This is a genomic window from Thermus sp. (genome assembly GCF_040290245.1).
In the GTDB taxonomy this organism is placed as follows: domain Bacteria; phylum Deinococcota; class Deinococci; order Deinococcales; family Thermaceae; genus Thermus_A.
Genome location: NZ_PSMQ01000037.1, coordinates 1 through 15,754, shown reverse-complemented (window position 1 = coordinate 15,754; position 15,754 = coordinate 1). Strand labels below are relative to the sequence as shown.

General features: G+C 66.5%; 17 protein-coding genes. 5 read left to right on the top strand and 12 right to left on the bottom strand.

Annotation, left to right across the window (positions count from 1 at the left end):
- Window positions 1–360: GHMP family kinase ATP-binding protein (locus C4301_RS06465; protein ID WP_503012401.1), on the bottom strand; the 360-nt coding region annotated here is incomplete at its 3' end.
- A gap of 40 nt (window positions 361–400) precedes the next feature.
- Window positions 401–1,843, bottom strand: coding sequence for an NAD(P)H-hydrate dehydratase (locus C4301_RS06460; RefSeq protein ID WP_352414282.1), 1,443 nt, complete (start codon window positions 1,841–1,843; stop codon window positions 401–403).
- Between the two features lie 47 nt (window positions 1,844–1,890).
- Here C4301_RS06460 and C4301_RS06455 point away from each other — a divergent pair, with 47 nt between their 5' ends.
- The gene (locus tag C4301_RS06455; RefSeq protein ID WP_503012400.1) at window positions 1,891–2,631 is read left to right on the top strand and encodes an SIR2 family NAD-dependent protein deacylase; all 741 of its coding nucleotides are present in this window, start codon (window positions 1,891–1,893) and stop codon (window positions 2,629–2,631) included.
- On the opposite strand, the gene der is transcribed toward C4301_RS06455, so the two are convergent.
- The 3 genes from der to glyA form a co-directional block, all read right to left on the bottom strand.
- Window positions 2,628–3,923: a ribosome biogenesis GTPase Der gene (der, locus tag C4301_RS06450; protein ID WP_352414281.1), complete on the bottom strand. Its 1,296-nt coding sequence runs from the start codon at window positions 3,921–3,923 to the stop codon at window positions 2,628–2,630. The two genes, C4301_RS06455 and der, sit on opposite strands and share 4 nt — an antisense overlap.
- A 219-nt stretch (window positions 3,924–4,142) precedes the next feature.
- The gene (locus C4301_RS06445) at window positions 4,143–5,417 is read right to left on the bottom strand and encodes a redoxin domain-containing protein (RefSeq protein WP_352414280.1); all 1,275 of its coding nucleotides are present in this window, start codon (window positions 5,415–5,417) and stop codon (window positions 4,143–4,145) included.
- Between the two features lie 41 nt (window positions 5,418–5,458).
- Window positions 5,459–6,682 (bottom strand): serine hydroxymethyltransferase, encoded by a 1,224-nt coding sequence (gene glyA / locus C4301_RS06440; RefSeq protein ID WP_352414279.1) that lies wholly within the window; start codon window positions 6,680–6,682, stop codon window positions 5,459–5,461.
- Window positions 6,683–6,791: 109 nt separating this feature from the next.
- Here glyA and C4301_RS06435 point away from each other — a divergent pair, with 109 nt between their 5' ends.
- Window positions 6,792–7,073, top strand: coding sequence for a hypothetical protein (locus C4301_RS06435; protein ID WP_352414278.1), 282 nt, complete (start codon window positions 6,792–6,794; stop codon window positions 7,071–7,073).
- Here the strand turns inward: C4301_RS06435 and purF are convergent.
- The 7 genes from purF to purB form a co-directional block, all read right to left on the bottom strand.
- Window positions 7,070–8,461: an amidophosphoribosyltransferase gene (gene purF / locus C4301_RS06430; protein ID WP_352414277.1), complete on the bottom strand. Its 1,392-nt coding sequence runs from the start codon at window positions 8,459–8,461 to the stop codon at window positions 7,070–7,072. The genes C4301_RS06435 and purF overlap by 4 nt on opposite strands.
- Window positions 8,451–10,631: a phosphoribosylformylglycinamidine synthase subunit PurL gene (purL, locus tag C4301_RS06425; protein ID WP_352414276.1), complete on the bottom strand. Its 2,181-nt coding sequence runs from the start codon at window positions 10,629–10,631 to the stop codon at window positions 8,451–8,453. Before purL ends, purF begins: the two co-directional genes overlap by 11 nt.
- On the bottom strand, window positions 10,628–11,341 hold the full coding sequence (locus tag C4301_RS06420; RefSeq protein WP_352414275.1) for an HAD family hydrolase: 714 nt from the start codon (window positions 11,339–11,341) through the stop codon (window positions 10,628–10,630). Before C4301_RS06420 ends, purL begins: the two co-directional genes overlap by 4 nt.
- Window positions 11,338–12,024: a phosphoribosylformylglycinamidine synthase subunit PurQ gene (purQ, locus tag C4301_RS06415; RefSeq protein WP_352414274.1), complete on the bottom strand. Its 687-nt coding sequence runs from the start codon at window positions 12,022–12,024 to the stop codon at window positions 11,338–11,340. The genes C4301_RS06420 and purQ overlap by 4 nt, the downstream gene beginning before the upstream one ends.
- 2 nt (window positions 12,025–12,026) lie before the next feature.
- Window positions 12,027–12,296, bottom strand: a complete 270-nt coding sequence (gene purS / locus C4301_RS06410) for a phosphoribosylformylglycinamidine synthase subunit PurS (RefSeq protein ID WP_352414273.1) — start codon at window positions 12,294–12,296, stop codon at window positions 12,027–12,029.
- A gap of 2 nt (window positions 12,297–12,298) precedes the next feature.
- Window positions 12,299–12,994 carry a phosphoribosylaminoimidazolesuccinocarboxamide synthase gene (purC, locus tag C4301_RS06405; protein ID WP_352414272.1) on the bottom strand — a complete coding sequence of 232 codons (696 nt, stop codon included), beginning with the start codon at window positions 12,992–12,994 and terminating at the stop codon, window positions 12,299–12,301.
- A gap of 70 nt (window positions 12,995–13,064) precedes the next feature.
- Window positions 13,065–14,375 carry an adenylosuccinate lyase gene (gene purB / locus C4301_RS06400; RefSeq protein WP_352414271.1) on the bottom strand — a complete coding sequence of 437 codons (1,311 nt, stop codon included), beginning with the start codon at window positions 14,373–14,375 and terminating at the stop codon, window positions 13,065–13,067.
- 128 nt (window positions 14,376–14,503) lie between these two features.
- Here purB and C4301_RS06395 point away from each other — a divergent pair, with 128 nt between their 5' ends.
- The 3 genes from C4301_RS06395 to C4301_RS06385 all read left to right on the top strand — a co-directional run.
- The gene (locus C4301_RS06395) at window positions 14,504–15,154 is read left to right on the top strand and encodes an HAD family hydrolase (RefSeq protein WP_352414270.1); all 651 of its coding nucleotides are present in this window, start codon (window positions 14,504–14,506) and stop codon (window positions 15,152–15,154) included.
- Window positions 15,151–15,531 (top strand): carboxymuconolactone decarboxylase family protein, encoded by a 381-nt coding sequence (locus C4301_RS06390; protein ID WP_352414269.1) that lies wholly within the window; start codon window positions 15,151–15,153, stop codon window positions 15,529–15,531. The genes C4301_RS06395 and C4301_RS06390 overlap by 4 nt, the downstream gene beginning before the upstream one ends.
- Window positions 15,482–15,754: uroporphyrinogen-III synthase (locus C4301_RS06385; RefSeq protein ID WP_352414268.1), on the top strand; the 273-nt coding region annotated here is incomplete at its 3' end. The genes C4301_RS06390 and C4301_RS06385, both read left to right, overlap by 50 nt.

The window sequence follows — 15,754 nt, the reverse complement described above, 5'->3', positions numbered from 1 at the left end:
CGCCAGGGCGAAGACCCCCTCCCGGCCCAGGCCCCCGTAAAACCGGTCCGCCAGGGCCACCCCGGCCACCAAGGCCGCGGAGGAACTCCCCATCCCCCGGGCCAGGGGTATGGGGTTGAAGGCGCGGATGGCCAGGGGCCGGTAGGGCTTGCCCAGGGCCTTAACCCCTTCCCGGTAGCCCTGGTGGATGAGGTTGTCCGTGCCCTCCACCAGGCCTTCCCCTTCGTAGAAGAAGGCATCTTCCGCGGAGGGTTCGGCCTCCACCTCGAGGTAAAGGTCCAAGGCCACGCCCAAGGCATCAAACCCGGAGCCCAGGTTGGCCAAGGTGGCGGGCACATAAAGCCGGGGAGGGCGGTTCATAGGCTTCCTGAAGTATACGCGCTATTCGCGGGGGGATTCTTCAAAGGAAGGTGTAGGGCAAGGGCACCCTCCCTTCGGTGAGGAGCCTGCGGGCGTGGGGAAGCGCCTCGGCCACTTCCCGCGCCAGGAGCCCTACGCCCTTTTCCTCCGCCAGAAGGTCCCCCGCCAGGCCGTGGAGGAAGACCCCAAGCCGCGCCGCGTCCCAAGCGGGGAGGCCCGCCGCGAGAAGGGCGGCGATTCCCCCAGCCAGCACATCCCCCGTCCCCCCGGTGGCCAAGACGGGGTTCCCCGTGGGGTTGAGGGATAGCCGGGCCCCTTCCGCCACCACCGTGGGGTTCCCCTTGAGGACCACGGTGAGCCCTGTTCGGTGGGCGAGCGCCTTGGCCGCCTCCAGGGGGGCCTGGGCCACCTCTTCCGGGGTGGCCCCCAGAAGCCTCGCCGCCTCCCCCGCGTGGGGGGTAAGGACGGTGGGAAGGCCCGCCCTTCGGTAGGCCTCGGCCACCTCGAGGTGGAGGGCATCCGCGTCCAGCACCGTGGGAAGGCCTGCGTTAAGGGCCTCCAGGGCCCAGGCCTTTCCCCAGGCCCCCCCGCCCATCCCCACGGCCAAAGCCTCCACCTTGAGGGGGGGTAGGGTAGGGGAAAGGACGGGGTGGAAGACGGCCTCGAGGGGGTCTATGGGGCCCTCTGGGGCCACCAGGTGGACGAGGCCGGCCCCCATGCGGTACGCCCCAAGGGCGGCCAGGGCCGGGGCCCCGGCGTAGCGAAGCCCCTTCCCCTGGTACCCCCCCAGGACCCCCACCCGGCCCACGCTTCCCTTGTGGGCGGTGAGGGGGCGCCGGGGGAGGAGGGGGCCGAGGGCCTCGGGGGTGGCCAGTTCGGGCAGATCCTCGTGTAAAAGGAGATCCTTCGGAAGGCCGATCTCCGCCAGAAAGAGCCTTCCACAGGCTTCCCGGTGGAGGAAGTGCAGGGTCTTGAAGGCAGCGAAGGCCACGGTGGCCGTGGCCCTCACGTGGGGGCGGTAAGGAAGCCCCGAGGGCAGGTCCAGGGCCAGAATGGGAAGGCCGGAGGCGTTCATCCGTTCCACCAGCTCCCCATATTTCCCCCCAAGGGGTCCCTTAAGACCGGTTCCGAAAAGGGCGTCCACCAAAACCTCACCCTCCCCCCAGCTGGCCGCTTCCAGGGGGCGGATTTCCGTGTGCGCTTCTAAAGCCTTGCGGGCGAGGAGGGCATCCCCCTTCTGCCCCTGGTCGGCGTAGACCCTTGCCCTCACCCCTTCTAAGAGGAGGTGGCGGGCCAGGACCAGGCCGTCCCCCCCGTTGTTGCCCTTCCCCGCCAGGACCACGGCGGGGCGTGGGCCAAAGAGGTCTCGATAGGCCCTGGCCCCCTTCATCCCCGCCCATTCCATGAGGAGGAGGGTGGGGTAGCCTTTTCGGGCGGCTTCCTCGTCCGCTGCCCGCATGGCCTGAGGGGTGAAAAGCCTCATGGGCCCAGTATAGAAAGCGGCGGGGCCATGAGGGTAAAGTACAGGGGATGAGGGAAGAACTCCGCCTCGAGGAGGCGCGGCAACGGCTCAGGGAGGCCCGGAAGGTGGCGGTGCTCACGGGGGCCGGGATCTCCAAGCCCTCGGGCATCCCCACCTTCCGGGACGCGGAGGGGCTATGGAAGGCCTTTAACCCCCTGGAGTACGCTACCCCTGAGGCCTACGCGAAGGATCCGGAAAAGGTCTGGGCCTGGTACGCCTTTCGCATCGCCCAGGTGCGCAAGGCCCGGCCCAACCCCGCCCATCTGGCCCTGGTGGAGCTGGAAAGGCAGGTCCTTAAGCGGGGGAGAAGCTTCCTACTTGTCACCCAGAACGTGGACGGCCTCCACGCTCAGGCGGGGAGTCAGAATTTGGTAGAGCTCCATGGAAATTTGCTTTGGGCCCGGTGCGAGGCCTGCGGAAAGCGCTTTCCCCTCCCGGAGGCGTTTACCCCGCCTCCCCTTTGTCCGGCCTGCGGTGGGAGGGCCCGGCCCGATGTGGTCTGGTTCGGGGAGCTCCTTCCCGAAGGGGCCTGGGAAAAGGCGGAAAGGGCCTTCCTCGAGGCGGACGTGGCCCTGGTCATCGGCACGAGCGCGGAAGTGGAGCCCGCGGCCTCCTTGGGCCGGATCGCCTTCACCGCCGGGGCCTACCTCATCGAGGTGAACCCCGAGCCCACCCCGCTTACCCCCTGGGCCCAGCTTTCCTTGCGGATGGGCGCGGTGGAGGGGATGGAAGCCCTGGGCCTCCTCTAGTCTTCCCGCCGGGCCCGGAAGACCAGCCGGAAGGGGACCTCCTTCAGGCCCAGTTCCTCCCCGATCCGGTTTTTCAAGTAGTTCTCAAAGGCCCGGGTGACGAACTCCGGGTGGTTGACGAAGAAGACGAAGGTGGGGGGGGCCACCTCGGGCTGGGTGGCGTAGAGGATCTTCAGGGGTTTGCCCTTGAAGTTGGGCATCTGGACCCTCTGGGTCCAAAGGGCCAGGTGGCGGTTGAGCTCGCCCGTCCCGATCCGGGTATGGTTGAGCTCATAGAGCCTTTGGGCCTCCGGGAAGATCCGCTCCAGGTTCCTCCGGCTCACCGCCGAGGTGTAAATGCGGGGTAGGTGGGCCAGGTGCGCAAGTTTCAACCCCAGTTCCTTCCGGACCGCCTGGGCCTCCTCCTTGGGCACCAGGTCCCACTTGGTGATGACCAGAAGGACGGGTTTGCCCTTTTCCAGGGCGTGGTTGGCGAGCTTAAGCTCCCGGTCCCCCACCTGGAAGGGATCCACCACCAGAAGCACCACATCCGCCTCCTCAATGGACCGGAGACTCCGCCTGATGGCCAGGTCTTCCACCAGGGTCTCGGGGCGCTTGCGGATGCCCGCGGTGTCCACCAGGATGAAGCGCTGCCCCCCGAGGTCGATCCTTACGTCTATGGCGTCCCGGGTGGTTCCGGGTTCCTCGGAGACGATCACCCGTTCCTCGCCCAGGATGGCGTTTAGGAGGCTGGATTTGCCCGCGTTGGGCCTTCCCACGAGGGCGAGCCGGATGCCTTCCACCTCGGGCTCAGACTCCTCCGCCCGGACGGGGAGCCGGGCCCAGATGGCCTCCACCAGGTCGTCAAAGCCCCGGTTGTGCTCGCTCGAGGTGGGCACAGGCTCGCCGAAGCCTAGGGCGTAGAGATGCCCCAGGTAGTGCTCGTGTTTGGGGTCGTCCACCTTGGTGGCCACCAGCAAAACGGGCTTCCCCTTTTTCCTCAGGTACTCGGCCACCTCGAGGTCCTGGGGGGTGAGGTCCGAGCGGCCGTCCACAGCAAAAAGGACCAGCTCCGCGTCCTCGAGGGCCTGGTCTACCTTCTTCTGGATCTTCTCCTCCCACCGGTCCCCGCTCCAAAGCCCCCCGGTGTCCACCAGGAGGAACCGGCCCGTCTCTGTTTCCACGATCCCTTCCTTAAGGTCGCGGGTGACCCCGGGGGTGTCCGCCACCACCGCGCTCCTTTTGCGAAGGAGGCGGTTAAAGAGGCTGGACTTGCCCACGTTGGGCCGGCCGACGATCACGACTTTGTGCATACCCCTCCAAAAAGCCGGTGGGGAAAACCCCCACCGGCCGCCTTAGGGTATTCTACCACATCCGGGGTTTTCGGGGGCTCTTTTCGAAAAAGCCTTCTCGCAGACGGCTACAGCCCCTACCCCGCCGGGCGCATCGCACTGGCCTCTTCCAGGCCTCTAGGCAAAGGGCTTTAAAGCCACCGCCCTCGAGGTTTGGCCAAGAACCGAGTGGGGTGGGGGTTAGGGGTGGCCCAGGAGTCTTCGCAGGACCGAAGGAGGGGCCAAGGAGCGGCCCCACTCCTCCACCCGCTCCAAGGGGATATGGTCTGCGGGGTTTCGGCCGTAGTAGGCCTCAGCCACCCGAAGGCCAGGTTCCAGCAGGAAGTCCGCGGGCATGCGCAGGAGTTCCCCATCCACGGAGCCGTGCGGAATCCCCAGCTTGAGGCCGCGGAACCAATGGGGCAGGGCCCGGGGGTCCAGAAGCCCTAGGAGGCTCATCCCCACGCCGTAAAGGGTATGGACCGCATCGTCGGGGTCGGCCAGGATGGGGAAGGGAGGATTCTGCCGCCCCACCCGGGTTCTCAAGGTTTCCAGGGGGGAGCCAAACACCCCCACCACCTCTATCCCTAGGGCCTTCAGCCGAGGGTATGCCCCGATCAGTTCGTGGACCCGGAGGTTGCACCAAGGGCAGCCTCCGTGCCGGAAAAAGCTCAAAAGCACCTTTTTTTCCACTAGGCTTCCCAGGCTGAAGGGGGTGCCGTCCAGGGCGAAGAGGGTAAAGTTGGGAGCGGGGTCTCCCGGTTTGAGGCGGTTTAAACCCGAAGCCTCCTCCCCCTTGGGGTGAGCCTCGGCTAGCCCTAGGCCCATGAGGCGCTCGATTCGCCCCGCAAGTTCGTCCCAAGGGAGGACGAGAAAGGTGCCGATCTGAGCCAAAGATCTTCTCCCGTCCAACGAAGCCAGCACCTGCCAGTCCTGGGGAAGGAGCTGCCTTAGGGCCTGGAGGCTGGCCCCCAGGCTTTGGGGGATGGCATAGACGTCCAGGGGGTCAAGAGGGGTGGGGTTCTCATCCAGCCGCCTGAGGGCCTCCAGGAGAATCTCCCCGGCTCCGACTCCCCAAGGGGGAGGGGGGGCGGGGTCCTCCTCTCGGAAGCGGAACTGCCCTGGACTGGCCAGGGCGTAGGTGAGGGCGACCAGGGCTCTTCGTTCCTGGGCCGCCCTCAGTTCGGGGAAGGTTCGGGCCAGGGTCTCGGGCTTCTCCCCAGCGGATCGTTGGGCCAAAAGCTCTGCGACCCTTCCCATGGGGGTTCCCAATCGGATCAGGGTGTCCTCCAGGCGTGGGACAAGGGGGCCCCCCAAGGCAGCGACCCGTCCGTTTTGGAGCCTGAGGGTGAACCCAAACCCCGGCTCCAACTCCACGGTCATACGGCCGGTCTTGGCCATGTCCGCCAGAAAGCTGAGGATCTCGGCGAGGCCTCCTTTCCCTATCTTGCCGCTTAGGCTGGCATCGGTGAACATCTCAAGAAGAGATACGGATCCAGAAGGCTCCTTAGATGGGGCTAGGGCATGGGGTGGGCTAGGGCGAGGGTTCGCACCCGCTCCCTGAGCTCAGGAGCAGGTCCCTTGGTGAGGGCCTCGTCCATGAGTTCCGCCACCAGGGGCATCTCCTCCGGGGTGAAGCCGCGGGTGGTGATGGCAGGGGTCCCGATGCGGATGCCGGAGGTGACCCGGGGCGGAGCCGGGTCGAAGGGGATGGCGTTTTTGTTCACCGTGATCCCCACCTGGTCCAGCCGGGCCTCCGCCTCCTTACCGGTAAGGCCCTTGGGGCGGAGGTCCACCAGGAAGAGGTGGTTGTCCGTCCCGCCGGAAACGATCCGGTAGCCCCGGGCGGCAAGCTCCTCGGCCAGCCGCTTGGCGTTTTGGACGATTCTTTGGCTGTACGCCCTGAACTCGGGTTGGAGGGCCTCGAAAAAGGCCACGGCTTTTCCCGCGATCACGTGCTCCAAGGGCCCCCCCTGGATGCCCGGGAAGATGAGTTTGTCGATTCTTTTGCCCAGCTCGAGGTCGTTCGAAAGGATCAAGCCCCCCCTGGGGCCCCGCAGGGTCTTGTGGGTGGTGCTGGTCACCACATGGGCATAAGGCAGAGGGTTGGGGTGGAGGCCCGCCGCCACAAGGCCCGCGAAATGGGCCATGTCCACCACGAGGTAAGCCCCCACCTCGTCCGCGATCTGCCGGAAGGCGGCAAAGTCCCAGAGCCTGGGGTAGGCGCTCGAGCCCGCCACGATCACCTTGGGCCGGTGCTCCAGGGCCAGCCGGCGGACCTCCTCCAGATCGATGGTCTCCGTATCCGGCCGGACCCCATAGGAGACCACCCGGTATAGACGCCCGGAGAAGTTCACCTTGGCCCCGTGGGTGAGGTGCCCACCCGCCGCCAGGTCCATCCCCATCAGGGTCTCCCCCGGCTCCATCAAGGCCATGTAGACGGCCATGTTGGCCTGGGAGCCGGAGTGGGGCTGGACGTTGGCCCACCGGGCGCCGAAGAGGGTTTTGGCCCGTTCAATGGCTAGGCCTTCGATCTGGTCGATGACCTCGCAGCCCCCGTAGTACCGCGCCCCCGGGTAGCCCTCCGCGTACTTGTTGGTCAGGACGCTGCCCACCGCCTCCCGCACCGCTTGGGAGACGAAGTTTTCGCTGGCGATGAGTTCTAACCCTTCCCGCTGGCGCTTTTCCTCGAGGGCGATGAGTTGGAAGACGGCTTCGTCCCGTATCCCTGTCCTGGTCATGGCCTGATTATAGTCCAGCCCCCGGCCAGGTCCACGACGGGAGGCTAGAGGAGGCCCGCCGTACCCTTTTCCTCACCATACGCGACGGGGGTTTTGTTAAACTCGGCGTATGAAAGCCCCTTCTTGGGCCTCTTTGAAGTGGGGATTCTTGGGCCTTTTTTTGGTGTTTCTTTTGATCGTTCTCGCCATCAACTTCACTTCCACCCAGGCCCTGCCCGACCTGGTGCGGGTTCAGATCGAGCGGTACGCGGTGTGCAGTTACTGGTTCTTCGGCTGGCACCTGGCCTCCACCGGGGTGTTCGCCCTCTTTTTCTTCCTTCTGGGTTTGGCGGTGGGGGCCCTGGGGGGATGGGCTTTTTTAAGACGATGGGGATATAGGGAAGGGCCTTAGACTTCCAAGGCCAGCTTTTCTCCCGCCTCGGGCTTACCCGCGGGGTATTCGCCGTTGAAGCAGGCCAGGCAGACCGGGCCTCCGATCGCCCGGCGCACCCCTTCCTCCGAGAGGAAGGCCAAGGAGTCGGCCCCGATGTAGGCGCGGATCTCCTCGAGGCTCTTTTCCGCGGCGATGAGCTCCTTGCGGGCGGCGGTATCTATTCCGTAGTAGCAGGGGAAGCGGATGGGGGGGCTGGAGATGCGCATGTGCACCTCTAAGGCCCCGGCCTCCTTGAGCATCCTCACGATGTGGCGGCTGGTGGTGCCCCGGACGATGGAGTCGTCCACCAGGACCACCCGCTTGCCCAAGACGGCGGAGGTAGGGGAGAGCTTCATCCGGGTCTTGAGCTCCCGCATCTCCTGGGTGGGCTGGATGAAGGTCCGGCCCGCATAGGGGCTTTTGTAAAGGCCGAACTCGAGGGGAAGCCCGCTCGCCCGGGCGTAGCCCACCGCCGCGCCGATGCCCGAATCCGGCACGGGCACCACCAATTCGGCCTGGGCCGGAGCTTCCCGGAAGAGCTCCATCCCCATCCGGACCCTTGCGGCGTAGCTTTCCACCCCGTCCAGGATGGAGTCCGGCCGGGCGAAGTAGATCCATTCAAAGGCACAAGGGGTGGGCTCCGGGGGGAGGACTTGGAGGCTTTGGAGCTCCCCGCCTTCCACATAGACCAGCTCCCCCGGCCGGACGTCCCTTAGGAACTCCGCACCCAGAAGGTTTAGGGCCGGGGGTTCGGAGGCGAAGACGTACCCCTCCTCCAGCCGGCCGATGACCAGGGGCCGGACCCCGTTTTTGTCCCGCAGGGCAAGAAGGGTCTTCCGGTCCATGAGGACCACGGAAAACCCGCCCATAAGCTCCCGCATGGCCTCCGCGGTGGCCTCCACCAGGGGGAGGTGGGCCTTTTTGGCGATCAGGTTGACCATGACCTCGGTGTCTGTGGTGGTCTGAAAGACCGCCCCCTCGCCCAGGAGCCGGTCCCGTATGGGTTTGGCGTTGACGAAGTTGCCATTGTGGGCGATGGCCAGAACCCCTTTGTTGGAGCGGACGGTGAGGGGTTGGGCGTTAAAGCGGAGGTTGGAGCCGGTGGTGGAGTAGCGGGTGTGGGCGATGCCGACCCGGGCTCCGGGAAGCCGGAGGCGGGCGAGCCGGACCTCGTCAAAGACCTGGTTCACCAGGCCCAGGTCCTTCTCCACCACGAGTTCCTTCCCATCTGAGACGGCGATCCCCGCCGCCTCCTGGCCCCGGTGCTGGAGGGCGAGCAGGCCCAGGTGCAAAAGCCCCGCCACGTCCAGGGGCTTTGCGCTCCAGATCCCCAAAACGCCGCACTCCTCCTGGGGCTTATCCCACATCCCCCATCACCTCGCGCAAGGGCCGCGCCCAGGCCTCCTTAAGGCGCGACACCTCGAAGCTTAACACCCGGTGGGGCAGGACGACCGTGAGCTCCTCCCCCCCCACCTCCCCCAGAACCCGGTGGGGGAGGCCTTTGGCCTCGAGGCGGAGGGTGGCCTCCTGGAGGTGGGCCTTATCCACGGTGAAGAGGATGCGGCTTGGCCCTTCGCCGAAGAGGGCCTCGGGGGTGTCCTTCCTTAGCTCCACCGTGGCCCCGACCCCGTAGGGGAAGGTCATCTCGGCTAAGGCCACCAAAAGGCCCCCTTCGGCCACATCGTGCGCGGTCCTTACGAGCCCGGAGGCGATGAGCTCCCGGATGGCTTCCTGCACCCTTTTTTCCCTTTCCAGGTCGAGGGGCGGGGGGCTTCCCACCTCGAGGCCGGTCATCACGTAGACCGCCTCGCTGGCCCCCAGGTGCCCTTCCTCTTCTCCCAGGAGGACCAGGACCTCCCCAGGGCGCCTAAGGCCCATCTCCGCCCGGCGGTGGATCTCCAGGACCCCCACCACCCCCACCATGGCCGTGGGGGGGATGCGGTGGGTGGGCCCCTCGTTGTACAAGGAGACGTTTCCACTCACCACGGGGAGGCCCAGGGCAGAGCTGGCCTCCTTGAGCCCCTCCACGGTCTCCCTAAGCTCAAAGTAGCCCTCGGGGGTCTCGGGGTTCCCCAGGTTAAGCCCGTCCGTATAGGCCAAAGGCCTCGCCCCCACCACGGAGACGTTCCGGCTGGCCTCGGCCAGGGCGTGCATGGCCCCAAGCCGGGGGTGAAGGCGGCTGTACCGCGGGTTCTGGTCGACCTTGGCCGCGACCCCAAGCCCCGTTCCCTTGATCCAGAGGACGGCCGCATCCCCCCGCCCGGGCAGCAGGGCGGTCATGGTGCCCACCTGGTGGTCGTACCGTTCGTAGATGGCCTCCCGGCTGGAGAGGTTGGGCGAGGAAAGAAGGGCCAGAAGGACCTCCTCCGGGGCGTAGGGGAAAGGGGGTGGGGGGGTTTGGCGGAGCCTTTGCACCTCGGGGTCCTCCTGCCCCACCCGGAGGTAGGTGGGGGCCTCGGCCAGGGCCCCTGTGGGCACCTCGGCCACCAACCGGCCTTGGAAGAAGACCCGGAAGAGGGGCTCTTCGATGGTCCGGGCCACGGCCACGCAGTCCAGGCCCCACTTCCGGTAGACGGCCTCGAGCTCCGTCTCCTTGCCCGGCCGGGGTACGAGGACCATCCGCTCCTGGCTTTCCGAGAGGAGGAGCTCCTCCGGGGTCATTCCCTCCTCCCGCACCGGGACCTTGTCCAGGTGGAGCTCCACCCCCAGGCCCGACTTATGGGCCAGCTCGGAGAGGCTGCTCGTAAGCCCGGCGGCCCCCATGTCCTGGATCCCTTCTAGGAGGTCTTTCTCAATGGCCTCGAGGGTGGCCTCCAGGAGGAGTTTGCCCAGGAAGGGGTCCCCCACCTGGACGCTGGGGCGGCTTTTCTCGGTGTCCTCGGAAAGCTCCTCGCTGGCGAAAGCCGCCCCGCCGATCCCATCCCGGCCCGTCTTGGCCCCGGCGTAGTAGATGGGCCGGCCTAAGGAAGCCCGGCTTCGCCTCAGGTCCTCCTCTTTAAGAAGCCCCAGGCACATCGCATTCACCAGGGGATTCTCCTGGTAGAGGGGGTGGAAGTAGACATCCCCCCCCACGGTGGGCACCCCGATGGCGTTTCCGTAGAAGGCGATGCCCGAGACCACCCCCCGGGCCAGGTACCGGGTCCTGGGGCTTTTCGGGTCGCCGAAGCGGAGGGCGTCCAAAAGGGCGATGGGGCGTGCCCCCATGCTCAGGATGTCCCGGATGATCCCTCCCACCCCCGTGGCCGCCCCTTGAAAGGGTTCCACCGCGGAGGGGTGGTTGTGGCTTTCGATCTTGAAGGCCACCGCGAAGCCCTCTCCGATCCGCACCACGCCCGCGTTTTCCCCGGGCCCCTGAAGCACCGCCTCCCCTTCCTTGGGAAGAGCCTTTAAAAGGGGCCTCGAGTTCTTGTAGGCGCAGTGCTCGCTCCACATGACCTTGAAGAGGAGGAGTTCCACCCGATTGGGCTCCCGGCCCAATCTCTGGACGATGAGCCGGTACTCCTCCTCGGGGATGCCGATCTCCTGGTGGGGGCTCATAGGAGGGAAAGGAGCTCCTCGTGGCTTTTGATCACGTGGGTGGGCTGGACCTGGCCGTTTTCGTGCCGGTGGCCCACGTACTGGACCGCCCAGGAATACCCCGCGCCGAAGGCCCCCTTGATGTCCGTCTGGGGCAGGTCCCCCACATGCAGCGCCTCCTTGGCCTCCACCCCAAGCGCCTCCAGGGCTTGTTGGAAGGCCTCGGGCTTAGGCTTGACGAAGCCGGTTTCGTCGGAGAAGCTAAACGCCTTAAAGGCCTCCAGGAGCCCGGCCCGCCTGAGGTGTTCCCTGAGAAGCCTTCCCGGGGTGACGCCGGTGTCTGAGACGATGCCCAGGGGGTATTTTCTCGCCAGAGTCTTCACCGCCTCGAGGCCAGGCAGGGGCTTTAAGGGGGCGAGGAGGGAGGTCTCCTCCAGCCTCCTCGCGGTCATGGCCACCAGGCCGGGGTCGTATGGCACGCCCAGGAGGGCGAAGATGCGGGTCACCCGGTCAAACGTGGTCATCACCTCCCCCGCCCTCCAGGCCTCCTCAAAGGCCAAGGAGGCCTGCCGGTAGGCCTCCCGCACCTCGGCCTCCTCCACGGGATGCCCCGCCTCCGCGCAGGCGTCCAGGAGGATCTCGTACCGGGCGGGCATGACCTTGGCTAAAAACTCTAGCCCCTCGGTAAAAAGCGTGCCCCAGAAATCAAAGGTGATGGCCTTTGGGTTCATGTGACCTCCATGGCCAGGCTTAAGAAAAGCCCCAGTCCGTCCGTGCCCCCCAGGATCTCGTGCACCGCGCGCTCGGGGTGGGGCATCATCCCGAGCACGTTCCCCCTTTCGTTCACGATCCCCGCGATCTGGTTCAGGCTTCCGTTGGGGTTATAGGCCTCCAGGACCTCCCCGCCCTGCCCCGAGTAGCGGAAGACCACCCGGCCTTCCTCCTCCAGCCGGGCCAACGTCCCGGGGTCGGCGTAGTACCGGCCCTCCGCGTGGGCGATGGGCAGGCGCAAAACCTGCCCCTTGGCGTAGGAGCGGGTGAAGGAAAGGTCATTCCGCTCCACCCGCACGTGGACCTCCTTGCAGGTGAAGTGGAGGTTGAGGTTGGAAAGGAGGGCCCCGGGCAAGAGGCCCGCCTCCGTCAGGATCTGGAAGCCGTTGCAGACCCCGATGACCGGCTGGCCCCTTTCGGCCATCCGCCGCACCTCCTGCATCACGGGGGCGAACTTGGCCAGGGCCCCGGGCCTCAGGTAGTCCCCATACGTGAACCCCCCGGGGAGGAAGACCCCGTCAAAGCCGGAAAGGTCCGTTTGGGTGTGGAAGACGAGCTCCGCCTTAAGCCCCGCCACCCGGAAGGCGAAAAGGGCGTCCTGGTCGCAGTTGGAGCCGGGAAACTGGACGACGGCGAACCTCATTTTTAAGCCCCTTCTCCCAAGGCCACGAGCGGCTTCAGGGCTTCCAGGGTGAAGACCTCCATCACCGGGTTGGTGAGGGCCTTGCCGATGCTTTGCGCCAGGGCCCTGGCCTCCTCCTCGTTTTCCGCCCTCAGGACCACCTCCAAAACCCGCCCCACCCGGACCGACTCCACCGGGTGGCCGAGGCCTTTCAAAACCCCCTCCACCGCCCGGCCCTGGGGGTCCAGGATGCCGGGCTTGAGCTCGATGAGCAGCGTCGCCTGGTAGGTCATCTTCACCCCTCTAGGACCCGCCTGAGGACCTCCTGGTAGGCCGCCTCCACCCCGGGCAGGTCCCGGCGGAACCGGTCCTTGTCCATCCGTTCCCCCGTCTGGACGTCCCAAAGCCGCATGGTGTCGGGGCTCAGCTCGTCCGCGAGCAGGACCTGACCGCCTTTTCGGCCGAACTCCAGCTTGAAGTCCACGAGCTCCAGGCCCCGCGCGGCGAAGAAGCCCCGGAGGAGGTCCCCCGTCCGCAGGGTGAGGTCCTTGACCCGGGAAAGGGTCTCCTCGTCTACGATGCCCAGGGCCAAGGCGGCGTTTTCGCAGATCAGGGGATCCCCCAGGGCATCGTTCTTCAGGGAGAACTCCAGAAGGGGGGTTTTGAGGGCCTGGCCTTCCGGAAGACCGTAGCGCTTGGCGAAGCTCCCCGCCACCCGGTAGCGCAGAATGACCTCCAGGGGGATGATCTCCACCCGCCAGACCAGCATCTCCCGGTCGGAAAGCTCCTTCAGAAAGTGGGTCCTGACCCCGTGGGCCTCGAGGTGGCGGAAAAGGGCGGCGGAGACCTTGTTGTTCACCACCCCCTTGCCTGGGATCAGGCCCCGCTTCTGCGCGTTGTACGCGGTGGCCTCGTCCTTAAAGTAGACCCTCAGAGCCTCTTCCCCCTCGGGGTAGAGCACCTTGGCCTTGCCCTCGTACAGCTTCTCCATCTTCCTCCTCACGGGCCTCGCCCTTACCCCTTCATTTTAACGGCATGGCCCCTCCTTGAGGCCCTGGACCCTAGAGGCCGAAGCGCTGGTAGATAGCCTCCACACGCCTCAAGTACTCCCCGGGTTCAAAAAGCGCCTTAAGCGCCTCGCCCTTAAGGGGGTTTTCCGGGTCCTCCTCTAGGAGGTCTAAAAACGCCCTCCCTTCCTCCCAACTCCTTAGGGCGTTGCGCTGGACGATGGCATAGGCCTTGTCCCGGGGAAGCCCGGAGGCGATGAGGGCGTTGAGGACCCGCTGGGAGTAGACCAGGCCCCGGGTGAGGTCCAGATTGCGCCGGAGGTTCTCCTCAAACACCCTTAGGCCCCGGAGGATCCCCCCAAGCCGCCTTAAGGCGTAGTGGGCGAGGGTGGTGGCGTCCGGGAGGATGACCCGCTCCACGGAGGAATGGCTGATGTCCCGCTCGTGCCAAAGGGCGATGTTCTCCAAGGCGGGGTGGAGGTAGCCCCTGAGGAGCCGGGCCACCCCGGTGAGGTTTTCCAGGCCCACCGGGTTTTTCTTGTGGGGCATGGAGGAGCTTCCCGTCTGCCCTTCTTGGAAGGGCTCCTGGGCCTCCAGGACCTCCGTGCGCTGGAGGTGGCGGAGCTCCACCGCTACCCGCTCGAGATTCCCCCCCAGGATGGCCAAGGCCGCCAGGACCTCCGCATGCCGGTCCCTGGGCACCACCTGGGTGGAGAGGGGCTCGGGGGTGAGGCCGAGCCGCCTGGCCACGTGGGCCTCCACCTCGGGCGGTATGTGGGCGTAATTTCCCACTGAGCCCGAGAGCATGGCCACGCCGACGGCCTCCTGGGCCCGCCGGAGCCTTTGTTCGTCCCGCGAAAAGGCGGCCAAAAAGGAAAGGAAGCGGAGGCCGAAGCTGGTGGGCTCCGCGTGGACCCCATGGGTTCGGGCGACGGCGGGGGTGTGCTTGTAGCGGAGGGCGAGGGCCCTTAACGCCTCCTCCACCTTGTCCACCTCCTGGAGGATGAGTTCCAAGGCCCGGACCAGAAGGAGGTTTTGCGCCGTGTCCACGATGTCCGAGCTGGTGAGGCCCAGGTGGAGGTAGCGGCCGATCTCCCCCTCCCCGGTCCATTCCACCAGGGCCCGGGTGAAGGCCACCAGGTCGTGGTGCGTGACGGCCTCGATCTCCGCCACCCTTTGGGCAAAGGCCTCGGTAAGGGGGTTTTTCTCCAGGGCCCTGAGCAGCCTTTCGGAAAGCCCTTTGGGCACCGCCCCCAGCCTCTCCCAGGCCTCGAGGGCATAGGCTTCCACCAACGCCCAGGTGCGGTAGCGGTTCTTCTCGGACCAGAGCTCGGCCATCTCCTTGGTCTGGTAGCGGGCGATCATGCCCTTAGGCTACCAGGGCAAAGGGCGTTTCCATGCCCCAGACACCTGCGTGTCCGCCCTGCCTGGGCTCCGGCCCCCAGGCTCAAACGGGGTTCACCCAGGCCCCCTCCTTTTCTGTAAAGTATCCTGTGGCGAAGGCGGTGCTGTTTGATGTGGGCAACACCCTCCTCCTGGCCCATCCCCGCCACTGGCTTTTTCCCCTCCTGGAGGAGCGGGGGCTTAAGCCGGCCCGGGAGGTGGGGCCAGCGCTGGAGCGGGCCTTCCAGGTCTATAACGCCCGCCACCTCGAGGCCAAGACCCTAGAAGGGGCCCTCGCCCTCTGGCGGAGCTTCCACCGGACCCTCCTCGAGGGCCTCGGCCTCGAGAGGCAGGGGGAGGAAATCGCCCAGTACCTGATCCAAAACTGGCAAGACCCCCGGTTCTGGCCCCTGGCCCCCCATGCCCGGGAGGTTCTTGAGGCCTTGAAGGCCCGAGGCTACCGGCTGGCCGTGGTCTCCAACTGGGACGCCACCCTGCCCTATATTCTAGACACCCTGGGGCTTTCCCCCTTCTTTGACCACCTGGCGGTGAGCGCCCTTTCCGGGGTGGCCAAACCCGACCCCAGGCTCTTCCAGGAGGCCCTCCAGGCCCTGGGGGTGGACCGGGCCACCCACGTGGGGGACTCGGAGGAGGACCGCTTAGGGGCGGAGGCTTTGGGCCTCTCCTTCTTGCGGGTGGACCACCTGGGGCTTTATGGGGGCCTCCCCTCCCTTAAGGCGGTGCTAGACTTTTTGCCATGAGCGTCCGGGAGGCCCTTTGGGGGGAGAAGAAGGGAAGGATCGAGGAGGCCCTCCTCGAGCTGGACGAGGACCTTTACCGATACATCCGGGACTTCGCCTACGAGGAGGTCCTGGCCCGGCCGGGGCTGGACCTAAAGACCCGGGAGCTTCTGGCCATCACCGCCCTCATCGCCCTGGGAAGCCCCAAGGAACTCGCCACCCACCTCGAGGGCGCCCTGCGGGTGGGGGCTAAGGAGGAGGAGATTCGGGAGACCATCCTCCAGTCCGCCCTCTTTCTGGGGTTTCCCCGGGCCCTTTCGGCCATGCGGATGTGGGAGAAGGTGCGCCGTGGTGGTCCTCACCCGGGAAAGGGAGAAGAACGCCCCCCTGAGGAGTAGGCTCGAGGCCCTGGGGATCCGGGTCTTGGAGCTCCCCCTCCTTTGCCACCTCGACCTTCCGGCCCTTAAGGCTTTGCCAGGGAGGCTCTCCCAGGCGGACTGGGTGGCGGTGACCTCAAAGGAAGGGGCCAAGCGCCTCCTTTGGGCCTGGAAGGAGGCGGGAAGGCCCCCCCTAAAGGTGGCGGCGGTGGGGGAGGGAACAGGGGAGACGCTCAGAAGGGGG